This window comes from Streptomyces sp. PsTaAH-137 (assembly GCF_003259365.1).
Taxonomy (GTDB): domain Bacteria; phylum Actinomycetota; class Actinomycetes; order Streptomycetales; family Streptomycetaceae; genus Streptomyces.
This window is the reverse complement of record NZ_QLLY01000013.1, coordinates 191,073-208,938: the sequence shown is the minus strand read 5'-3', so window position 1 is coordinate 208,938 and position 17,866 is coordinate 191,073. Positions and strand designations below refer to the sequence as shown.

Annotated in this window: 16 protein-coding genes and 1 tRNA gene; 5 read left to right on the top strand and 12 right to left on the bottom strand. The window is 72.0% G+C overall.

Annotation, left to right across the window (positions count from 1 at the left end):
• Positions 1-46 precede the first annotated feature (46 nt).
• From K377_RS27555 to K377_RS27545, 3 genes are all read right to left on the bottom strand, one after another.
• On the bottom strand, positions 47-886 hold the full coding sequence (locus tag K377_RS27555) for an SCO1664 family protein (protein WP_111666234.1): 840 nt from the start codon (positions 884-886) through the stop codon (positions 47-49).
• Complete coding sequence (locus K377_RS27550) at positions 850-1,440, bottom strand: DUF3090 domain-containing protein (RefSeq protein ID WP_111666233.1); 591 nt, start codon at positions 1,438-1,440, stop codon at positions 850-852. The genes K377_RS27555 and K377_RS27550 overlap by 37 nt, the downstream gene beginning before the upstream one ends.
• A gap of 65 nt (positions 1,441-1,505) precedes the next feature.
• The gene (locus tag K377_RS27545; protein ID WP_111666232.1) at positions 1,506-2,192 is read right to left on the bottom strand and encodes a histidine phosphatase family protein; all 687 of its coding nucleotides are present in this window, start codon (positions 2,190-2,192) and stop codon (positions 1,506-1,508) included.
• A gap of 62 nt (positions 2,193-2,254) precedes the next feature.
• On the opposite strand from K377_RS27545, the gene corA reads away from it, so the two are divergent.
• The gene (gene corA / locus K377_RS27540; protein ID WP_161195104.1) at positions 2,255-3,262 is read left to right on the top strand and encodes a magnesium/cobalt transporter CorA; all 1,008 of its coding nucleotides are present in this window, start codon (positions 2,255-2,257) and stop codon (positions 3,260-3,262) included.
• A gap of 21 nt (positions 3,263-3,283) precedes the next feature.
• Here corA and K377_RS27535 read toward each other — a convergent pair whose 3' ends face one another.
• Both K377_RS27535 and K377_RS27530 read right to left on the bottom strand, forming a co-directional pair.
• Positions 3,284-4,072 carry a ferritin-like domain-containing protein gene (locus K377_RS27535; protein ID WP_111666230.1) on the bottom strand — a complete coding sequence of 263 codons (789 nt, stop codon included), beginning with the start codon at positions 4,070-4,072 and terminating at the stop codon, positions 3,284-3,286.
• Between the two features lie 242 nt (positions 4,073-4,314).
• Complete coding sequence (locus tag K377_RS27530; RefSeq protein WP_111666229.1) at positions 4,315-5,379, bottom strand: LLM class F420-dependent oxidoreductase; 1,065 nt, start codon at positions 5,377-5,379, stop codon at positions 4,315-4,317.
• Positions 5,380-5,523: 144 nt separating this feature from the next.
• On the opposite strand from K377_RS27530, the gene K377_RS27525 reads away from it, so the two are divergent.
• Together K377_RS27525 and K377_RS27520 are read left to right on the top strand one after the other, a co-directional pair.
• Entirely contained in the window at positions 5,524-6,507 is a 984-nt protein-coding gene (locus K377_RS27525) for an aldo/keto reductase (protein ID WP_111666228.1), read from the top strand.
• Positions 6,504-8,678: a helix-hairpin-helix domain-containing protein gene (locus tag K377_RS27520; protein ID WP_258395134.1), complete on the top strand. Its 2,175-nt coding sequence runs from the start codon at positions 6,504-6,506 to the stop codon at positions 8,676-8,678. Before K377_RS27525 ends, K377_RS27520 begins: the two co-directional genes overlap by 4 nt.
• Positions 8,679-8,837: 159 nt before the next feature.
• Here K377_RS27520 and K377_RS27515 read toward each other — a convergent pair whose 3' ends face one another.
• Complete coding sequence (locus K377_RS27515) at positions 8,838-9,497, bottom strand: hypothetical protein (protein WP_111666226.1); 660 nt, start codon at positions 9,495-9,497, stop codon at positions 8,838-8,840.
• Positions 9,498-9,544: 47 nt separating this feature from the next.
• On the opposite strand from K377_RS27515, the gene K377_RS27510 reads away from it, so the two are divergent.
• Positions 9,545-9,733, top strand: a complete 189-nt coding sequence (locus tag K377_RS27510) for a DUF5703 family protein (protein WP_111666225.1) — start codon at positions 9,545-9,547, stop codon at positions 9,731-9,733.
• Positions 9,734-9,818: 85 nt separating this feature from the next.
• On the opposite strand, the gene K377_RS42745 is transcribed toward K377_RS27510, so the two are convergent.
• The 3 genes from K377_RS42745 to K377_RS27495 form a co-directional block, all read right to left on the bottom strand.
• Positions 9,819-10,568, bottom strand: coding sequence for a chaplin (locus tag K377_RS42745; RefSeq protein ID WP_111666224.1), 750 nt, complete (start codon positions 10,566-10,568; stop codon positions 9,819-9,821).
• A 167-nt stretch (positions 10,569-10,735) separates the two neighbouring features.
• Positions 10,736-10,969, bottom strand: coding sequence for a chaplin ChpH (gene chpH / locus K377_RS27500; protein WP_111666223.1), 234 nt, complete (start codon positions 10,967-10,969; stop codon positions 10,736-10,738).
• A gap of 176 nt (positions 10,970-11,145) precedes the next feature.
• The gene (locus K377_RS27495) at positions 11,146-12,471 is read right to left on the bottom strand and encodes a M20/M25/M40 family metallo-hydrolase (RefSeq protein WP_111666222.1); all 1,326 of its coding nucleotides are present in this window, start codon (positions 12,469-12,471) and stop codon (positions 11,146-11,148) included.
• A 197-nt stretch (positions 12,472-12,668) separates the two neighbouring features.
• On the opposite strand from K377_RS27495, the gene K377_RS27490 reads away from it, so the two are divergent.
• Positions 12,669-12,756, top strand: a tRNA-Leu gene (locus tag K377_RS27490).
• A gap of 194 nt (positions 12,757-12,950) precedes the next feature.
• On the opposite strand, the gene K377_RS27485 is transcribed toward K377_RS27490, so the two are convergent.
• From K377_RS27485 to K377_RS27475, 3 genes are all read right to left on the bottom strand, one after another.
• Positions 12,951-14,651, bottom strand: coding sequence for a fibronectin type III domain-containing protein (locus tag K377_RS27485; RefSeq protein WP_111666221.1), 1,701 nt, complete (start codon positions 14,649-14,651; stop codon positions 12,951-12,953).
• Between the two features lie 176 nt (positions 14,652-14,827).
• The gene (locus K377_RS27480) at positions 14,828-16,531 is read right to left on the bottom strand and encodes a methyltransferase (RefSeq protein ID WP_111666220.1); all 1,704 of its coding nucleotides are present in this window, start codon (positions 16,529-16,531) and stop codon (positions 14,828-14,830) included.
• Between the two features lie 78 nt (positions 16,532-16,609).
• Positions 16,610-17,836, bottom strand: a complete 1,227-nt coding sequence (locus tag K377_RS27475; protein ID WP_258395133.1) for a 4-hydroxybenzoate 3-monooxygenase — start codon at positions 17,834-17,836, stop codon at positions 16,610-16,612.
• Positions 17,837-17,866: the final 30 nt, after the last annotated feature.

The following is a 17,866-nucleotide window of genomic DNA, read 5'->3' as shown; positions in this document are numbered from 1 at the left end:
GAACGTAGCGCGGGCCACTGACAACCGCCCCGGGAGCGGACCGGGCTCAGATCGGCGGCCACGGGATGGCGGGCCACTCCCCGCTCGGCTCCCGGTGCCGGCCGGACTTCAGCAGCGCGGCCACCCGCTCCCGTACGGCGTCCAGCTCGGCCGCGGTGATCAGCTCCGCCAGCCGCGCCGCGAGCGGCTCGCCCTCGGCGAGGCCCCCTCGCAGGCCCTCCAGCGCGCCGGTCGCCTCCTCGGTGAGCGGTTCCCCGGCCCAGCCCCACAGCAGCGTGCGCAGCTTGTCCTCGACGTTGAAGGTGACGCCGTGGTCGATGCCGTACAGCCGCGCGCCGTCGTCGACGAGCAGGTGGCCGCCCTTGCGGTCGCCGTTGTTGATCACCGCGTCGAGCACGGCGAGCCGTCGCAGGCGGGCGTCGTCGGCGTGCACGAGCAGCGCGGTGCGCCCCTCGCCGACCTCGGCGAACCCGACGGCCTTCCACCCCTCCCCCGGTTCCTCGCCGTCGACCAGCGCCAGCAGCCTGCCGTCGTCGGCCGGCTCCTCGGGGGTGTCGATCCACAGCTGGCACATGCCCTCGCCGTACGGCCCGTCGCGCAGCACGGTCGGCGGGACCAGGCCCCAGCCGAGCGCCTCGGAGACCTCGAAGGCCGCGACCTCGCGCTGGGCGAGCGTGCCGTCGGGGAAGTCCCACAGCGGCCGCTCACCGCGGACGGGTTTGTAGACGCAGGCCGCCTCCTGGTCCCCGTGGGTGACCCGGCACAGCAGGACGGCGTTGGACGCGTCCCTGATCTGCCCCTCGACGTGCAGCTCCCCGCGGGTGAGGAGGTCCAGGGCGTCGTGGCCGCTCACGCGTCGCGCCGGTATCCGTTCTGGCGCGGACATACGTGTCCCTCCGGGTCGAGCGGCAGACTGCACAGCGGGCACGGCGGGCGGCCCGCGTTGACGACCTCCAGGGCCCGCTTGGCGAAGGCGCGCGCCTGGTTGCCGGTGAGGCGGACGCGGAGCATCGGCGGGCCGTTCTCCTCGTCCTGGAGAAGCCTTTCCTCGGCCTCCGCCAGGTCCTCCTCGGACTCGGCGTCCATCTCGACGAGGGCCTGCGCCTCGACGATCATGCGCTGTTCGTCGCCGTCCCAGGCCAGGGCCATGGTCCCGACCCGGAACTCCTCCTCGACCGGTGCGTCGAGCGGGGCGGTGTCGGCGATCTCGGTGGGGGTCACGGCCGGCACCGGCGCGTTCCCGCCGCTGCGCCGCACCACCTCGTCGAGCAGCTCGTCCATGCGCTCGGCGAGCGCGGCGACCTGGGTCTTCTCCAGCGCGACGCTGGTGACCCGGGTTCCTGCCGAGGCTTGCAGGAAGAAGGTGCGGCGCCCGGGGAGTCCGACCGTACCGGCCACGAAACGCTCCGGAGGGTCGTAGAGGAACACCTGACGGGACACGTCCTGTCTCCATGGTCTGGGGGTGGTGTGTGCTTACGGCTGCTTCACCCTACTGCGGCGGACGATCACGGTGCGCCAGCGCCGCCCCCGACGGTCGCGTCCGGACCCTGCGGCTGCTCGCGCGGGGCCAGCGAGCCGAAGTCGCCGGTGTCCCCGAGGCGTACGAGAAAGGGGCGCAGCCGGGTGTAACGGATGGCTGTGATGGAACACGGCTCTACAGAGATCCGCTGAAAGAGGTCCAGATGGAGCCCGAGAGCGTCCGCCACGAGGGACTTGATGATGTCGCCGTGCGAGCACATGACGTACACGGCGTCCGCGCCGTGATCGCGCTCCACGCGCGCGTTCCACTCCCGCACCGCTTCCGCCGCCCGGTGCTGCATCTGCCGCATGGACTCGCCGCCGGGGAAGGCGGCGGCCGTCGGGTGCTGCTGGACGACTTGCATGAGCGGCTCGTCGGCGAGTTCGGCCAGCTTGCGGCCCGACCAGTCGCCGTAGTCGCACTCGCCGATCCGGTCGTCGGTGTGCGCGGTCAGGCCGGGCCGTGCCGCGAGCAGCGGGGCGACGGTCTCCTGGCAGCGCTGGAGCGGGCTGCTGACGATCTCGGCGAGCGGCAGGTCCTTCAGCCGCTCGGGCAGCGTGGCGGCCTGTGCGCTGCCGCGCTCGTCGAGGGCCACGCCGGGCGTCCAGCCGGCGAGCAGACCCGCGGTGTTGGCGGTGGAACGTCCGTGGCGGACGAGGATCAGCGTGGGCATGGTCGCCAGCCTAAAGGCACGCGAAGGTGCAGTCGGCGAACCCTCTGGGAAGAATGGCCGTCATGATCGTCGACTGCGCCGTCTATCGGGAGGGGCGCCGGGTGGAGGCCCCGGCGGATCCCAGGGACCTGTCGGACGCCCTCGCGGAGGCGCGGGCGGCGGACGACGCCTTCCTGTGGATCGGGCTCCACGAGGCCACGGAGGTCGAGTTCGGCATGGTCACCGAGGAGTTCGGGCTGCATCCGCTGGCCGTCGAGGACGCCATGAAGGCGCACCAGCGGCCGAAGCTGGAGGTCTACGACGACTCGCTGTTCGTGGTCCTCAAGCCGGTCGTCTACGAGCCGAAGAGCGACCGGGTGTCCTCGGGCGAGGTGATGCTCTTCCTGGGCGACTCGTTCGTGGTCACCGTGCGGCACGGCGAGGGTTCGTCCCTGGCGGACGTCCGCAAGCGTCTGGAGCACGACCCGGCCTTCCTGCGGCACGGTCCGACGGCGGTGCTGTACGCGGTCGCGGACGCCACGGTCGACCACTACCTGGACGTCGCGACCGAGTTGCAGACCGACCTGGAGGAGCTGGAGGCCGAGGTCTTCTCGCCGGACGGCGGCGGCTCGCGGGACACGGCGTCGCGGATCTACGCCTTCAAGCGGCAGATCCTGGAGTTCCGCCGGGCCACCGGGCCGCTGGCGATTCCGATGGCCCGGCTGGCGGGGATCGGCCCGTTCCCCACGGCCGTGCCGTTCGTCGCCGAGGACGCGCGGCCGTTCTTCCGGGACGTGCACGACCATCTGACCCGGGTCAACGAGTCCGTGGACGGCCTGGACCGCCTGGTGACGGACATCCTGTCCGCGCATCTGGCGCAGATGAGCGTGCGGCAGAACGACGACATGCGGAAGATCTCCGCCTGGGCGGCGATGGCCGCGGTGCCCACAATGATCGCGGGCATCTACGGCATGAACTTCGACCACATGCCCGAACTGCACTGGGTGTGGTCGTATCCGGCGGTGATCGTGGTGATGGCCGTCCTGGAACTGGTCCTCTACCGGACGTTCAAGCGGCGCGGCTGGCTGTAGGAACCGCTGCGGACGTTCCGCTCACGCGAACTCGACGGAGGTGGTCGCGGGACCGCCGAGCGCGTCGCGCCGCCGGGGCATCGACAGGGAGACCATCCGCCGCCAGCCGCCCAGACGCTCGTACGCGTACACGCCACGGATACCGGCGGCGAGCACCCCCGCCTTCGGGGCGGACCAGCCGAGGATGCGGCCCATGTGGTCCATGACGGCGAGGCTCACGTCCCGGTAGACGGCGATCTCGGCGAGGGCGCACTCGCGCAGGATGCGCTGGATGGCGCGGCCGTGTCCCGCGTGAGCGAGACGCAGCAACTCCTCGTGGCAGTAGGCGAGGTGGTTGTCCTCGTCGTTGGAGATCATCTTGACCGCGCGGCCGATGTCGGGGTGTCCGGAGAAGTGCTTGCGCAGCAGTTCCATCTGCTCGGAGGCGCGCTGTTCGGTGACGCGGCTGTGGGCGAGGTAGGTGACGATGTCCCGCACGGTCAGCGGCTCGTCCCGCTTGAGCCGCTCGTGCGGGAGTCCGATGCCGTGCCGCTCCAGGAGCATCGTGTAGTCGGTCTCGTCCGGGACCGGCACCGGGGTCAGGCCGCGCTTCTTCAGCAGGGCGTTGAAGATCCGCCCGTGCTTGTCCTCGTCGGCGCCGTGCCGGGCGATCTTGGGCGCGAGGGCCCGCTCGCTCTCGGGGACGAGGGCGGCGATCCGGCCGTTCTCCCAGCCGCCCTGCGCCTCGCCGCCTGCGGCGATCGAGCAGAACAGCCGGAACGAGTCGTCGTTGTCGAGAATCTCCTGGAACAAACTCCTGGCCGACAGCATCTGGGTCCCTCCGTGCCTCCACGCGCGGTCCGCGGCTCCATGGCTCGCAAAGACCGAGTCAAATGCGGGAGACGGTGGCAGGCAACAGGAATGACCGACAACTCGGCCGAAAGGAGGATCCGTGCCGGGAGGGGAGGCGTAACCGCGGGCCGGATGGCGCGTTGTTCTCCGTGACGGCCGTGGCGGGGAAGACACCCCGAGCCCCCACCACGGCCGCGGAAGACTCCGCCTCCCGCTCCTGACTACGCCAGCCCGGCGCGCTCCACGGCCTCGATGCCCGCGCGCAGCGAGGCGAGCCGCTCGTCCAGCGTGAAGCCCGCCGGGGACAGCGTCAGGGTGGTGACACCGGCCTCGGCGTACTCCCGCATCCGGTCCGCGATCCGGTCCACGGAGCCGAGCAGCGTGGTCGAGTCGATGAGCTTCTGCGGGATCGCCGCGGCGGCGCCGTCCTTGTCGCCGGAGAGGTACTTCTCCTGGATCTCGGCCGCCTCCTTCTCGTATCCCATGCGCTGCGCGAGCTGGTTGTAGAAGTTCTGCTTGGCGCTGCCCATGCCGCCGACGTAGAGCGCGGTGTAGGGACGGAACTGGTCGGCGAGGGCGGACACGTCCCCGTCCCCGCCCCCGGGGCCCACGGCGATCGGCACGGTCGGGCAGACGTCGAAGCCCTCCATCGTCTTGCCGGCCTTCTCGCGGCCCGCGCGCAGGTGCTTGATCGCGGTGTCCTCCAGGTGCTCGGCGGACGGGAAGATCAGCAGGGCGCCGTCGGCGATCTCGCCGGTCTGCTCCAGGTTCTTCGGGCCGATCGCGGCGATGTAGAGCGGGATGTGCTCGCGCTGGGGGTGCACGGTGAGCTTCAGCGACTTGCCCGGCCCCTCCGGCAGCGGCAGCGTCCAGTGCGCGCCCTCGTAGGAGACCCGCTCACGGCTCATGGCCTTGCGCACGATGTCGACGTACTCGCGCGTGCGGGCCAGCGGCTTGTCGAACTTCACGCCGTACCAGCCCTCGGAGACCTGCGGTCCGGAGACGCCGAGACCGAGCCGGAAGCGGCCTCCGGACAGGGTGTCGAGGGTCGCGGCGGTCATCGCCGTCATGGTGGGCTGGCGGGCCGGGATCTGCATGATGGCCGAGCCGACGTCGATGCGCTCGGTCTGCGCGGCGACGTAGCTGAGCACCGTCACGGTGTCGGAGCCGTACGCCTCGGCCGCCCAGCACACCGCGTAGCCGAGCTGGTCGGCCTCCTTGGCGACGGCGAGGTTGTCGGTGTCCATCCCCAGGCCCCAGTACCCGAGATTGATGCCGAGCTTCATTGACCACATCCCCTTAACCGCGTGCGGGAACCGCTGGATTACCCATCGGTAACGTCTCTTCCCGGGCACCCTAGCGCGACGGGCGGCAGGACAGATATGCGCCGGGCCCCCCATCCTGACCTTCGGCCAGTACTCTCAGCGCCCATGGAGCAGAGGCATCTCGGCCGTACCGGCCTGCGTGTGTCCCGGATCGGGCTCGGCACCCTGACCTGGGGCCGTGACACGGACGAGCACGACGCCGCCGACCTGTTGAAGGTCTTCTGGGAGGCGGGCGGCTCGCTCGTCGACACGGCCGACGTGTACGGGGACGGCGAGTCGGAGTATCTGCTCGGCCGGCTCATCGAGGGCCTGGTCCCCCGCCGTGACCTGGTCATCTCCACCAAGGCGGGCAGTGTGCCCGACCCGGACCGGCGCTTCGACGGCTCGCGCGGCCATCTGCTCGCCGCGCTCGACGCCTCGCTCGCCCGGCTCGGCACCGACTACGTCGACCTCTGGCAGATTCACGCCTACGACACCGAGACCCCGCTCGACGAGACGCTCCAGGCGCTCGACATCGCTGTCAGCAGCGGGCGGGCCCGCTATGCGGGGGTGTCGAACTTCTGCGGGTGGCAGCTGGCCAAGGCGGGCACCTGGCAGCTCTCCGCGCCGGGCACCCGGACCCGTATCGCCAGTACGCAGATGGAGTACTCGCTGCTCCAGCGCGGGGTGGAGCGGGAGGTGCTCCCCGCCGCCCTCGACCTGGGCATCGGGCTGCTGCCGTCGTCGCCGCTCGGGCGCGGGGTGCTGACGGGCAAGTACCGGGGCGGCACGCCCGCGGACTCGCGCGGCGGCTCCGACCACATGGCGCCGTTCGTCGCCCCGTACCTGGACGAGGCCGCGGGGCACATCGTGGACGCGGTGGCCATAGCCGCGGACGGGCTCGCGGTGACCCCGCTCCAGGTCGCCCTGGCCTGGGTCAGGGACCGGCCCGGCGTGGCCGCGCCGATCATCGGCCCGCGCAACACCCAGCAGCTCACGGCGGCATTGTCAGTGGAGGCCCTTAGTCTTCCTGACGAGATCTGCCAGGCGCTCGACGACGTGTCGGCGCCCGTGCACCGCTATCCCGATCAGGACTGGAGCACGTTGTGAGCACGGAGTCCGCTGCCGCGGAGAACGAGTCAGGGCCGGGCCCCGACGCCGGGCCGGACACGGAGACATCCGTCGAGGCGGTCGAGACGACCGAAGCGGCCGGGGACGGGACCGAGGCGTCCGGCACCGAGGAGGCCGCGCCCCAGCCGTCCGAGGCCGAGGCCGAGATCGCCGCGCAGCGGGAGCTGCGGGAGCGCATCGCGCAGCGCAAGGCCGCCAAGGACGGACCGATCGCCGCCGGTACGAAGCTGAGCGGCACCGCCGCCGATCTCCTCGCCGCCGTACGTGCCGTGGAGAGCGGCGAGAAGCCCGCCACCGCCGGGTTCGCGAAGCCGGAGCCCGAGCCCGCGCCGCGCCCGGCCGCGGCCGTGCCCGAGCCGCGACCCCAGACGCCTGCCGCGCCTGCCGCACCGGTCGTGGACGCGGGGCCCGACGCCGACACGGTGGCCGCCGTGCGGGCGGTGCTCGTCGAGGGCGGAGCACCGGACACGCTCGCCGGCGCGGCCGCCACGGCGCTGGGTGAGGGCGCCGAGGAGCTGCTGCGCGAGGATCCCTGGCAGTTGTTGCGGGTGAGCGGGGTGCGGCCCGAGCAGGCCGACGGGTTCGCGCGGGCGCTGCTCGGCGCCGAGTGCGGCCCGGAGGACGAGCGGCGGGGCCGCGCGGTCACCGTCTGGCTGCTCGAACAGGCGGCGGTCGCCGGGCACACGGCCCTGGACCTTCCGGTGCTCTCGGAGGCGCTCGGCAAGCGCGGGGTGCCCGATCCGGCCGAGGCCGTGCAGAGCGCCGCCGCGGAGGGCGACGCGATCCTGTTCCAGGACCCCGTCGAGGACGCGCCCGCGCCCGAACCGGCCGAGGAGGGCGAGGAAGAGGCCGAGCGGCCGGTACGGATCCTGGTCGGCCTGGAGCGGTACGCGCTCGCCGAGGAGAGCCTGGCCGACGGTCTCGCCCGGATCATCAACTCCGCGCCCAAGGACGGCGGCTCCCTCGGGGACGGCTGGGAGACCGCGGCCGAGGCCGCTTCCGGTACGACGGCCGAGCTGATCCGGGCCGCCGCCGCGCACCGCCTCGTGCTGCACACCGGTGGCGAGGCCGCCCGCGCCGAGCCGCTGGCCCTGGCCTCGGCCGCGGCCGGTCTCGGGCTGCGGGTGTGTGTGGCCGCCCACAGTGCGGACGGGCGGCGCAGGGCCGCGGCGCTGCTCGGAGCCGACGCGCCGGAGACCGCCACGGCCACCGTGGAGGGTCTGCTCACCCAGACGCAGGGACCCGGCCGGGACGCCGACGGCGCACTCGCGGCCGATCTGCTGGTCGTCCTGGACGCGCCGCAGCTGGACGTGGACACGGCCGCGATGCTCGTGGAGCTGCTGGCCGACGGCACCTGTCTGGTGCTCAGCGGTGACCCGGGCGTGCTGTGGTCGGCCGGGCCGGGGCGGGTCTTCGCGGATCTGCTGGCCGCCGCGATCTGCCCGCGCCTGGCGTCCCGGACGCCGGACTTCGGGCCGATCGGAGAGCTGGTCTCGGGCATCGGCATCGGTGAGCTGACCCAGGTGGAGGCGCCCGGCAAGGAGGTCGTGATCGTGCCGGTGCGGGACGGCGCCGAGGCGGTCCACCGCACCGTGCAGCTCGTCGCTGACTCGGTGCCGCGGGCCATCGGGGTGCCCGCCGAGGAGACCCAGGTGATCACCCCTGGGCACGCGGGCGCGGCGGGGACCCGGGCGCTGAACGCGGCGCTGAAGGAGCGGCTGAATCCGGGCCCCGGGCGGTTCGGGGGGTTCGACCCCGGGGACCGGGTGGTGCACGTCGCCGGTCCCGGGCGGATCAGGCCCGGGCGGGTCGTCGGGGCCGATGCGGAGGGGCTGCGCATCGAGTGTGACGGGGAGCCCGTGCTCGTACCGAAGGAGCAGGTGGAGCGGGCCGTGCGGCACGGGTGGGCGGTGACCGGGCACCAGGCTGTGGGGCTGCGGTGGGCCGCCGCCGTGGTGGTGCTGCCCGGAGACGCCGCTGCGGGGCTGAGCAGGCCCTGGGTGTACACGGCGTTCGGGCGCGGGGAGCGGCATCTGTCCGTGGTGCACGGGGTGGACTCCGCATTGCCCCGCGCGGTCGCCGAGGTCCCCGCCAAGCCGCGGACGACCCGCTTGCAGCGGTTGGTCCGGGCACAGGTGCCCGGGGCTTAGAGCGGGGTCGGGGCGGGCGTCCTTCGGGGGCGCCCGCCCCGTCGCGATGTCCGCTCGGCGCCGGGGCAGAGGCCCGCCGAGGCGCCTGCCCGGCGCTGGGGTGCCGCCTTGCCCACCCTGCCGCCCGTGGCGGCAGATTGCCCAAGGCGGCGGCTGGGGTCAGTGGTCGGCGTCCTCCAGCGGCTCTTCCGCGACCGTGTCGTCGTCCGGGTCCAGTTCGTCGTCGAAGACCGAGCTGACGTCGAAGCGGCACACCACCCGCTGCGGGTCCGCCTGGTCGAACGGGGCCTCCAGCCACTCCCCCGGCTCGGCCGGCTCGTCGGCGGCCGCGACCCAGAGGGTCGAGTCGCCCTCCTCCAGGCCGAACTCCTTGTGCCGGGAGGCGATCTCGTCGGGCTCGAACTCGCCGAAGAGCACACCGAGCGCGGCATGGACGCTGCCGCCCGCGCTGTCCGGGTCGGTCCCCGTCTCGAGGTCGGCGACCCGGCCCGCCTGGGCGAGAAGACGCTGCGGCTCGACCACGGCGTAGTCGCGTCGGATCAGCACGCTCAGCGCGTTCGGCTCCTCCGGCCCGGTGTACGGCGGCAGCGAGTCGTCACCGCTGGGGATCTCGAAGGGGGTGACCTCGTCGTAGCGGTCGTAGAGGAGTTCGTCGTACTCCTCGGCCGCGACGGCGAGCTCGTTGAACGCTTCGTAGACGGCCGGGTCGTCCTCTCCCGACCTGCGCTCGACAGCCGCCAGGTGACGGTCGAGCGCAGCCTTGACCGCCTCTGCGGCGGTGCGTACCTCGGCAGCGGTGGGCTGCGCAGCATCAGACATAGTGCAGACGCTATCCGTACCGGGCCCGTGCCCGCACAATAGATGCGATGCCGGAATACGAATTTGTCGACGTGTACGTGCCGCGCGGGGTCTCCCGCAAGGATGCGACGCGCCTGCTGACGGACCATGCAGAGTACGGACACTGGGAGTTGGACCGATTGAGCCTGCGCCGCGACGGCAGTCGCCGCGTGCGCCTGCGGCGGCGGATCATCCGCCAGGTGCGGGCCACATGGTGACCTGAACCCGACGGCCCCCGGCCGAAAACGGAGCGGGCCCCGCCGATGCGGGGCCCGCTCCGTAGCCGCTTGCCTGCCGTGCGCGCTAGGCGCCGGTCCGGGACCGGCGGTACAGCACCGCGCCGCCGATCAGCGCGCCCGCGGCCAGTGCGCCCGTCGCGCCGACGGGCAGCGAGCTGCCGGTCATGGCGAGGTGGGACTCGCCCTTGGGCTGGGCGACGCTCTGCGTCCCCGGCTGGTTGGGCTTGTCCGCGGTCGGGTGCAGCGCCCGCGTCACGGGCTTCACGGACTCGCCCGGCGATCCGGGCTTGCCCGGGTGGTGGGGCTGACCGGGCTTGGCAGGCGGCGTGGACGGCGGCGTCACCTGCTCACCGCCCGGGTTGGCGCAGTCGTCGCCCGTGGCGGGGTTGCCGACGGAGATGATGCCGATGGAGTTCCCGCACACGTTGACCGGCACCTCCACCGGCACCTCGACGTGGTTGCCCGAGCCGACGCCCGGCGAGTCACTGCTGTGGCCGCCCGCGTGCGACCCGCCGCCGGGCGGCTGGTGGTGGCCGCCGCCGCTCTCGTCGCCGTAGCCGGTGTCACGGGAGGTGTGGTTGGCGCACTTGTTGCCCATCGCCGGGTTGAGCAGCCCGATGACGTTCACGGTGTTGCCGCAGACGTTGACCGGGACCTCGACCGGCACCTGCACATTGTTGCCGGAGGCGACGCCGGGTGAGCCCGACGCGCTTCCGTTCGCACCCGAGTCGGCGTGCGCGTAGCCGCCGGTGACGGCGAGCACGCCGGTCGCGGCCGCCACGATGGTCAGGCCCTTGCGCGTGACCTGTCGCATAGCTTTCCCTGCCTTAGCAATCTCAGCGCTCGAAGCACTGCACTTCGCCTGGGTGGGCCGGGGAACTGGTGTGCCCCGGGTCCCCGAATGCCCGACGGCCCCGGAGCGCATGGCGCGCACTCCGGGGCCGACGGACTCAGACCCTCAAGGGGTGAGGCTCAACAACGTCAGCTGTTGACGCAGGTGTTGCCGAAGGCGGGGTTCAGCAGCCCGATCACGGAGACCGTGTTGCCACAGACGTTCACCGGGATGTGGATGGGCGCCTGGATGACGTTGCCCGAGAGCACGCCGGGGGAGTGCACGGCGGCACCCTGGGCACCGGAGTCGGCGACGGCCATGCCCGCACCCGCGAGAACCAGACCACCAGTGGCAGCCGCAGCAGCGACGACCTTCTTGATCATTATTCCTCCTTGTTGGCAATGCAGTCCCAGCCGCGGACTGCACTCCCTGTAACGAGGAGAAAGTGATGGGGCTACGAGCCTATGGTTCCTTTCACTCTTTTCAGCCCAGTACGCACGAACGGCCGAATTACCGGGCTGTCGCCGGGTTGACGCGGGTGTGACGGTGGCAGGGCGGCTCAGGACGCGTCGATGAAGCGGTCGAGGACCCGGACACCGAACTTCAGGCCGTCCACCGGCACCCGCTCGTCGACGCCGTGGAACATGCCGGCGAAGTCCAGCTCGGGCGGGAGCTGGAGCGGGGCGAAGCCGAAGTTGCGGATACCCAGCTCGACGAAGGACTTGGCGTCGGTGCCGCCGGAGAGCATGTACGGGATGGCCTTGCCGATCGGGTCCTCGGCGGCGATCGAGGTCTGCATGGCCTCGACGAGCGCCCCGTCGAAGGTGGTCTCGACGGCCTTGTCGGCGTGCACGTCCTCGCGCCGCACGTTCGGGCCGAGGAGCCGGTCGAGGTCGGCGAGGAACTCGTCCTCGTGCCCGGGCAGGAAACGCCCGTCGACGTGGGCGGTGGCCTCGCCCGGGATGACGTTGACCTTGTACCCGGCGCCGAGCTGGGTCGGGTTCGCGGTGTTGCTCAGGGTCGCGCCGATCAGCTTGGCGATGCCGCCGAGCTTGGCGATCGTCTCCTGCATGTCCTCGGGGTCGAGCTCGGTGCCGAGCGCGTCGCCGAGTTCGTCGAGGAAGTGGCGCAGCGTCTTGGTGACGCGGACCGGGAACTGGTGGCGGCCGAGCCGGGCGACGGCCTCGGACAGCTCGGTGATGGCGTTGTCCCGGTGGATCATCGAGCCGTGTCCGGCGGTGCCGGCCACGCTCAGCTTCATCCAGTGCATGCCCTTCTCGGCGGTCTGGATGAGGTACAGCCTGCGCTGCTCGTTCACGGTGAAGGAGAAGCCGCCGACCTCGCTGATCGCCTCGGTGACGCCGTCGAAGAGGTCACGGTGGTTGTCGACGAGGTGGCGCGCGCCCCAGGTGCCGCCGGCCTCCTCGTCGGCGAGGAAGGCGAGGACGATGTCGCGCGGGGGCTTGCGGCCGGTGCGCAGCCGGTCGCGGACGACCGCGAGGGTCATCGCGTCCATGTCCTTCATGTCGACGGCGCCGCGGCCCCACACGCACCCGTCGGCGACCTCGCCGGAGAAGGGGTGGTGGGTCCAGTCCGCCGCGTTGGCCGGTACGACGTCGGTGTGGCCGTGGATGAGGAGCGCGGGCCGCGACGGGTCCTCGCCCTCGATCCGGGCGACCGTGGAGGCGCGGCCGGGGTGCGACTCGAAGATCTTCGGTTCGAGGCCCACCTCGGCGAGCTTCTCCGCGACCCACTCGGCGGCCTTGCGCTCGCCGGGTCCGGAGTGGTCGCCGTAGTTGCTGGTGTCGATCTGGATCAGTTCGCGGCAGAGGTCGACGACCTCGTCCTGTCCGGAGACCGCCCTGCCCGTGCTCGGCTCACTCACGCTTGTTCCTCTCTCCCTGCGGATCCCTCTCATCCTCTCTCCCCCGACGTCAGGACCCAAGGGCGGGCACCGCTCGTCACGTGCCGTTCACAGGGCAAGCGTCGAGGTGGGCGTGTGATCGGAGCACTCCGAAACCCTGGTAATGTTCTCTGTGTCGCCGCGGGGCAGCCCCCCGCACTCAAGGCGGCAGACACCTTGTCCGGGTGGCGGAATGGCAGACGCGCTAGCTTGAGGTGCTAGTGTCCTTTATCGGACGTGGGGGTTCAAGTCCCCCCTCGGACACCAGCGAAAACCCCAGAATATCTGGGGTTTTTCTGTTTCTCCGGGGAGATGTCCGGATGACCCCGCGGCCGGCTTCGAGCAGCTCGCACCGGATCTCGCTGGTCGACGATTTTCTGCCGGTGGACGACGACTGGCTCAAGCTCCTGCGGCGGGCGGGGCCTGCGCGCGGCATCCGCCGCACGCAAGCCCCGGCCGGATCAGCCGGTGAACCCGGCCGTGATCTTCGTGAACTGCCAGTTGTCCTGGCTGATGCCCGAGCAGTTCTCGGCGACTCCGCCGCCCGCGCACGGGCGGTCGCGGTTGACGGACCAGAAGGCCAGGCGGGCGATGTGCTTGCTGTTCGCCCAGTCCTTGATCTGGGTCCAGATCGCCGGGGTGGTGGTCTCCTGCTGGTCGCTGAGGCCGTTCATCCCGGAGATGCCGAGGTGGGCGTACGCGGTCGTGTCGTCCCAGCCGAAGACCGACTTGAGCTTGGTCTTCAGGCCCTCGGCGGCGTTCACGGTGTTGCCGTACATGTCGTTGCCGCCGCCGAAGTCGAACGGCATGATCGTGAAGACGTCGATATCGGCGTTCAGGGCCTTGGCCTGCTCGATGAGGCGGTTGCCGTACGAGGTCGGGCCGGTCGTCGAGGTGCCGAAGGTGAGGATCGTCCTCAGACCGGGGTTGTTGGCCTTGACGATCTTCAGGGCGTTCAGGATGCGGTCCTGCACGACCGTGTTCTCGAACTCGTCGGTGTTCTCGATGTCGACGTCGATCGCCTTCAGCTGGTAGGCGTCGATCACCTTCTGGTAGGCGCCCGCGAGGGCCTCCGGTGTCGAGCAGTTGGGGCCGAGCTTGTTGCCGCTCCAGCCGCCGATCGACGGGACGATGTCGCCGCCGGCCGCCCGGATGGCGTTGATCGCGGTCTGGTCCTGGCCGCCGGTGAGGGCGCGCGAGCCGTCCCAGGCCGGGTTGCAGCCGCCGGAGGAGAGGATGAACGCCATCGTGAACCACTTGACGCCGGTGGCGCTCATGACGGTGGCCGGGCTCGGCGGGTTGCCCCAGCCGGTGTAGAAGTACGGCGCGGCCTGCTTGAAGCCGGTGGTTCCGCCGGAGCCCGCGCTCGTCGTCACGGAGACGGCGTTCGAGGCCGCCGAGCTGTTGCCCGCCGCGTCGTGCGCCTTGACGGTGAAGCTGTACGCGGTGGAGGGCGAGAGCCCGGAGACGGTGGCCGACGTACCGCTGACCGTCAGGAGTTTGTTGCTGCCGCCGCTGTAGATGTCGTAGCCGGTGACGCCGACGTTGTCGCTCGCCGCGCCCCAGGACAGGGAGACGCTGGAGGACGTCTTGGCCGTTGAGGTCAGGCCGGTCGGGGCGGTCGGGGCCTGGGTGTCGGTGCTGCCGCCGGGGCCGTCGAGGCTGATGTCGTCGGCGTAGTAGGTGCCCTGGCCGTACCAGCCGTGGGTGTAGACCGTGGCGCTGGTCTGCGAGGCGCCGGTGGTGAACTTCACCGTCAACTGGGCGTACGCGGAGGGCGATTGGGTCCAGGTGGAGCCGCCGCCCTCGACGCCGAGGTAGGCGTAGCTGCCGCGCACCCAGCCGGAGAGGGTGTACGTGGTGTTCGGCTGGACGGCGACCGTCTGGCCGCACTTCGCGATGTCGCTCGAACTCGCCGCGCCCGCAAGGGCCTTGCTGCCGCCGTGGACGGGGCTGGAGACCACGGATCCGAGGTTGCCGGTGCAGGACCAGGAGCCGAGCGAGCCGGACTCGAAGCCCGCATTGCTGAGGATGTTGGCCGCCTGGGCGGTGCCCGGCAGGGCGACCGCGCCGCCGACGGCGAGGGCGGCGGCGCCGAGGAGGGCGAGGATGCGGGATCTTCCGGAGCGTCGCGAGGGACGCCGTCTTCCGGTGGGGGACACACGAACTCCCGGTGCTCAAGGGGGTGTTGGGGGCGTGCGTGGAGCGGGTGGTGCCGAACTGCCATTGCGCCGCACCTAAGTTGGTATGGACCAATGCTGTTGTCAAGACCACTCGCGCGGTTCGTGACTCTGCCCGGGACCGCCACGGCCCCGGGCAGAGGCCCCTCTCCCCCGGGTCAGCCCGCGGTGGCCGCCTTCCGTACGTGCAGCACGCTGCCGTCCAGCGGCAGCCGCTCCTGGCCGACCAGGGTCAGGCCCGCGTCCGCGAAGAGGCGGGCGTAGTGGTCGGCGCGGCGCTCCCGGCCGCCCACGTTGCACATCATGTGGAGGTCCCAGGCGGTGGCCAGGGAGGCCGAGCCGTCGGCGGGCAGCACCCGTTCGACGACGAGCAGATCGGCGTGGTCGGGCATCGCGCGGGCGACGTGCCGCAGGATGTCCAGGCACCGGTCGTCGTCCCAGTCGTGCAGGATGCGCGACAGGAGATAGACGTCGCCGTCGGCGGGGACGTCCGCGAAGTCCCCGCTGCGGTACGTGCAGCGGTCGCCGAACCCCGCGCTCTCCAGGGCGTCGCGGGCGGCCTCGACGACGTGCGGGCGCTCCAGGAGCACCCCGTGCAGGCGCCGGTGCACGGCGAGGATCCGGCCGAGCAGCGCGCCGTTGCCGCCCGCGATGTCGACCACCCTCGCCGGGGTCTCCGCCCGCCCGGCGGCGAGCAGGACCGGGTGGGTGGGCAGCGGCCCGAACATGGCGGCTCCGGCGGCCATGGACCGGTCGAAGAGATCGGCGAGTTCGGGGTCGGCCGCGAAGTGGTCGAAGTGGTGGGCGCCGAAGAGGTGCTCGAAGCCGGGCTCGCCGGTGCGCACGGTGTGCGCGAGGGCGCCGAAGGAGCGGTAGAACGGGCCGCCGTACAGCAGGGCGAGGGGTCGCATCGACTCCGGCGCTTCCGTGCGCAGCAGGGCGCCGAGCGGGGTGAGCCGGTAGCCGTCCGCGATCCCCGGGACCGCCGCCACCGCGCCCAGGGTCTCCAGATAGCGCAGGAGGGTGGCGAGGGGGCGCGGGGAGGCGCCAATACGTTCCGCCAGGTCGTCGACGGCGGTCCCCCGTCGGGTGTCCAGGGCGTCGGCGACGCGCAGTTGGGCGAAGGCGGTGAGGGCCTGGGTGGTCCAGGCGCCGGTGAGCAGGCGCAGCAGGGCCTCGGCGGGCTGCCGTTCCCGGTGTTCGGCGAGGTGGGCGGTGAGGATGTCGCGGTGATCGCCGGGGGCGTAGAGCTCCATGCGGCGGTACGCGGTCTTGGCGCCCTCGGGTGCGGTGAAGTAGAAGACCGTACCGTTCTCGTGCGGGTTGTAGCCGCCGCCGTCGGGCACCGCGCCGTGCCGGGCGAGCGTGGCGCACAGGCCGCGCAGCACCAGCGGGTCGGGGCCTTCGACCTCGAAGGCGAGATGGGCCTCGTGCTGCCGTTCGCGCTCGTGGGCGACGAGGGATTCCAGGCCGGAGCCCGGAGGGACGGTCAGGGCGAACACCTCGACGGTGCGGTGGGCTCCGTCGAGGCCGGTCACGGCGGGGCGCAGGATGCCGACGTCGAGGTCGGCGGGGTCCAGGCGGTGGCGTACGGCGAGGCGTTCACGGACCACGACGCTCGGCCGGGGCGGACCGTCGGGGTCGAGGCCGCACTCGGTCAGGGTGGTGTACAGGTCCTGCTCGTCGCGGGGAAAGAGCAGGAGGGCCGCGTGGGCGAAGCGGCAGCGGTCCGCCAGGGAGCGCAGCTCCGGGCCGTCGAGGCCGGGCAGCAGCAGCGGGAGCAGGGTGGCGGTGTCCTGCTCACGGACGAAGTCGACCGTCGCGCGCAGACGGGACGTTTCGCCTGCCATCGTGGTGACCATCGGGTGTGGTGCCTCGATTCCAGTACTCGGCATCAAAAAAGAAAAGGTCGAAAAAGGGAGGAAAGAAGAAAGAAACGTTCAGGCAGCACGGAGGGCGCCGACGCCCACGTAGTGCTCGGCGAACCAGTCCTGCTGGGCGCGGGAGTCGCGCAGGGCCGAGATCCGGGACCGGCGCAGGGAGTCGCGGAACCGCGCCTCGCCGTCCGTGCCGGGGCTGCCGTGCAGCAGCCCGATCATCCAGTGGGAGAACTCCTGGGCCCGCCAGATGTGGTCGAGGCAGCGCGCCGAATAGGTGTCGAGGCCCGCGGGGTCGCCGTGCGCGAGGTCGTCGAGCAGGGCCTCGGCGAGGAGTTCGGCCTCCAGGACGGCCAGATTGGCGCCCTTGGCTGCGGACGGGCTGATCAGGCTGGCGGCGTCGCCGGCGAGGAACAGCGAGCCGTGGCGCAGGGGTTCGATGACATCGGACTCGAGATGGACGACACCTCGTTGGCCGATCCGGCCCTGGTGCAGCGGACCGTAGGCGTCGGCGCGCAGGCGCAGGGCCAGTTCGGCCCAGATCCGGTCGTCGGGCCAGTCGTCGGTGCGGGTGTCGCGGGCGCACTGGAGGTAGTAGCGGGTGACGGTGGAGGTGCGGGCCATGTGGCCGGCGAAGCCGCGGCTGTGCACCCCGTAGCCGACGGCGTCCAGGCTGGGCGGGGCGTCGGCGAGCAGGCCGAGCCAGCTCACGCCGTGGTCGAGGTGGTGGCGGACCGTGTGCGCGGGAAGCGAGCGGCGGGCGGCGCCGTGCCGGCCGTCGCAGCCCGCCACGTACCGGGCCCGCCAGTGTCCGGGGCGGCCGTCGGCCGTGCGGACGGTGACCGTGGGCCGGTCGGTGCCGGTGTCCCGGACGTCGAGCGCGTCGGTGGTGAACCGGATGCGTCCCCCGGCGTCGGTGTAGTGCGCCAGCAGGTCGCTCACCAGGGCCTGTTGGGGGTAGACGGTGTGCCGCTCGCCCTGGCCGAGGCGGCTGTAGTCGAGGCGGAAGCGGCCGTCGTCGGAGCGGAACTCGCAGGTGCTGTGGTCCTGGCCGTCCCGGTTCAGGCCGTCGGCGAGGCCGTGCCGCTGGAGGATCCGTACGGTATGGGCGGCGAGGAAACCGGCGCGCGCCCGCGTCTGGATGTGCTCTCGGGTCCCCCGCTCCAGGACGACGCAGTCGACGCCGCCGCGCTGGAGGAGGTTGCCGAGGAGGAGGCCGGCCGGTCCGGCCCCGAGGATGACAACGTCGGCCGTGTCACCGGCTGTTGTCGTGGATTGGCGTTCTGTCACAGCGGGTGATCGTAAGTGGCCCCCGGTGCC

Bases quoted from the DNA above. Each gene is read 5' to 3' on its own strand.
- K377_RS27535 (WP_111666230.1), bottom strand. From the start codon at position 4,072: ATGCTGTCGGCCAGGAGTTTGTTCCAGGAGATTCTCGACAACGACGAC.
- K377_RS27545 (WP_111666232.1), bottom strand. From the start codon at position 2,192: ATGCCCACGCTGATCCTCGTCCGCCACGGACGTTCCACCGCCAACACC.
- K377_RS27555 (WP_111666234.1), bottom strand. From the start codon at position 886: ATGTCCGCGCCAGAACGGATACCGGCGCGACGCGTGAGCGGCCACGAC.
- K377_RS27530 (WP_111666229.1), bottom strand. From the start codon at position 5,379: ATGAAGCTCGGCATCAATCTCGGGTACTGGGGCCTGGGGATGGACACC.
- K377_RS27515 (WP_111666226.1), bottom strand. From the start codon at position 9,497: ATGTCTGATGCTGCGCAGCCCACCGCTGCCGAGGTACGCACCGCCGCA.
- chpH (WP_111666223.1), bottom strand. From the start codon at position 10,969: ATGATCAAGAAGGTCGTCGCTGCTGCGGCTGCCACTGGTGGTCTGGTT.
- K377_RS27510 (WP_111666225.1), top strand. From the start codon at position 9,545: ATGCCGGAATACGAATTTGTCGACGTGTACGTGCCGCGCGGGGTCTCC.
- K377_RS27525 (WP_111666228.1), top strand. From the start codon at position 5,524: ATGGAGCAGAGGCATCTCGGCCGTACCGGCCTGCGTGTGTCCCGGATC.
- corA (WP_161195104.1), top strand. From the start codon at position 2,255: ATGATCGTCGACTGCGCCGTCTATCGGGAGGGGCGCCGGGTGGAGGCC.
- K377_RS27480 (WP_111666220.1), bottom strand. From the start codon at position 16,531: ATGGTCACCACGATGGCAGGCGAAACGTCCCGTCTGCGCGCGACGGTC.
- K377_RS42745 (WP_111666224.1), bottom strand. From the start codon at position 10,568: ATGCGACAGGTCACGCGCAAGGGCCTGACCATCGTGGCGGCCGCGACC.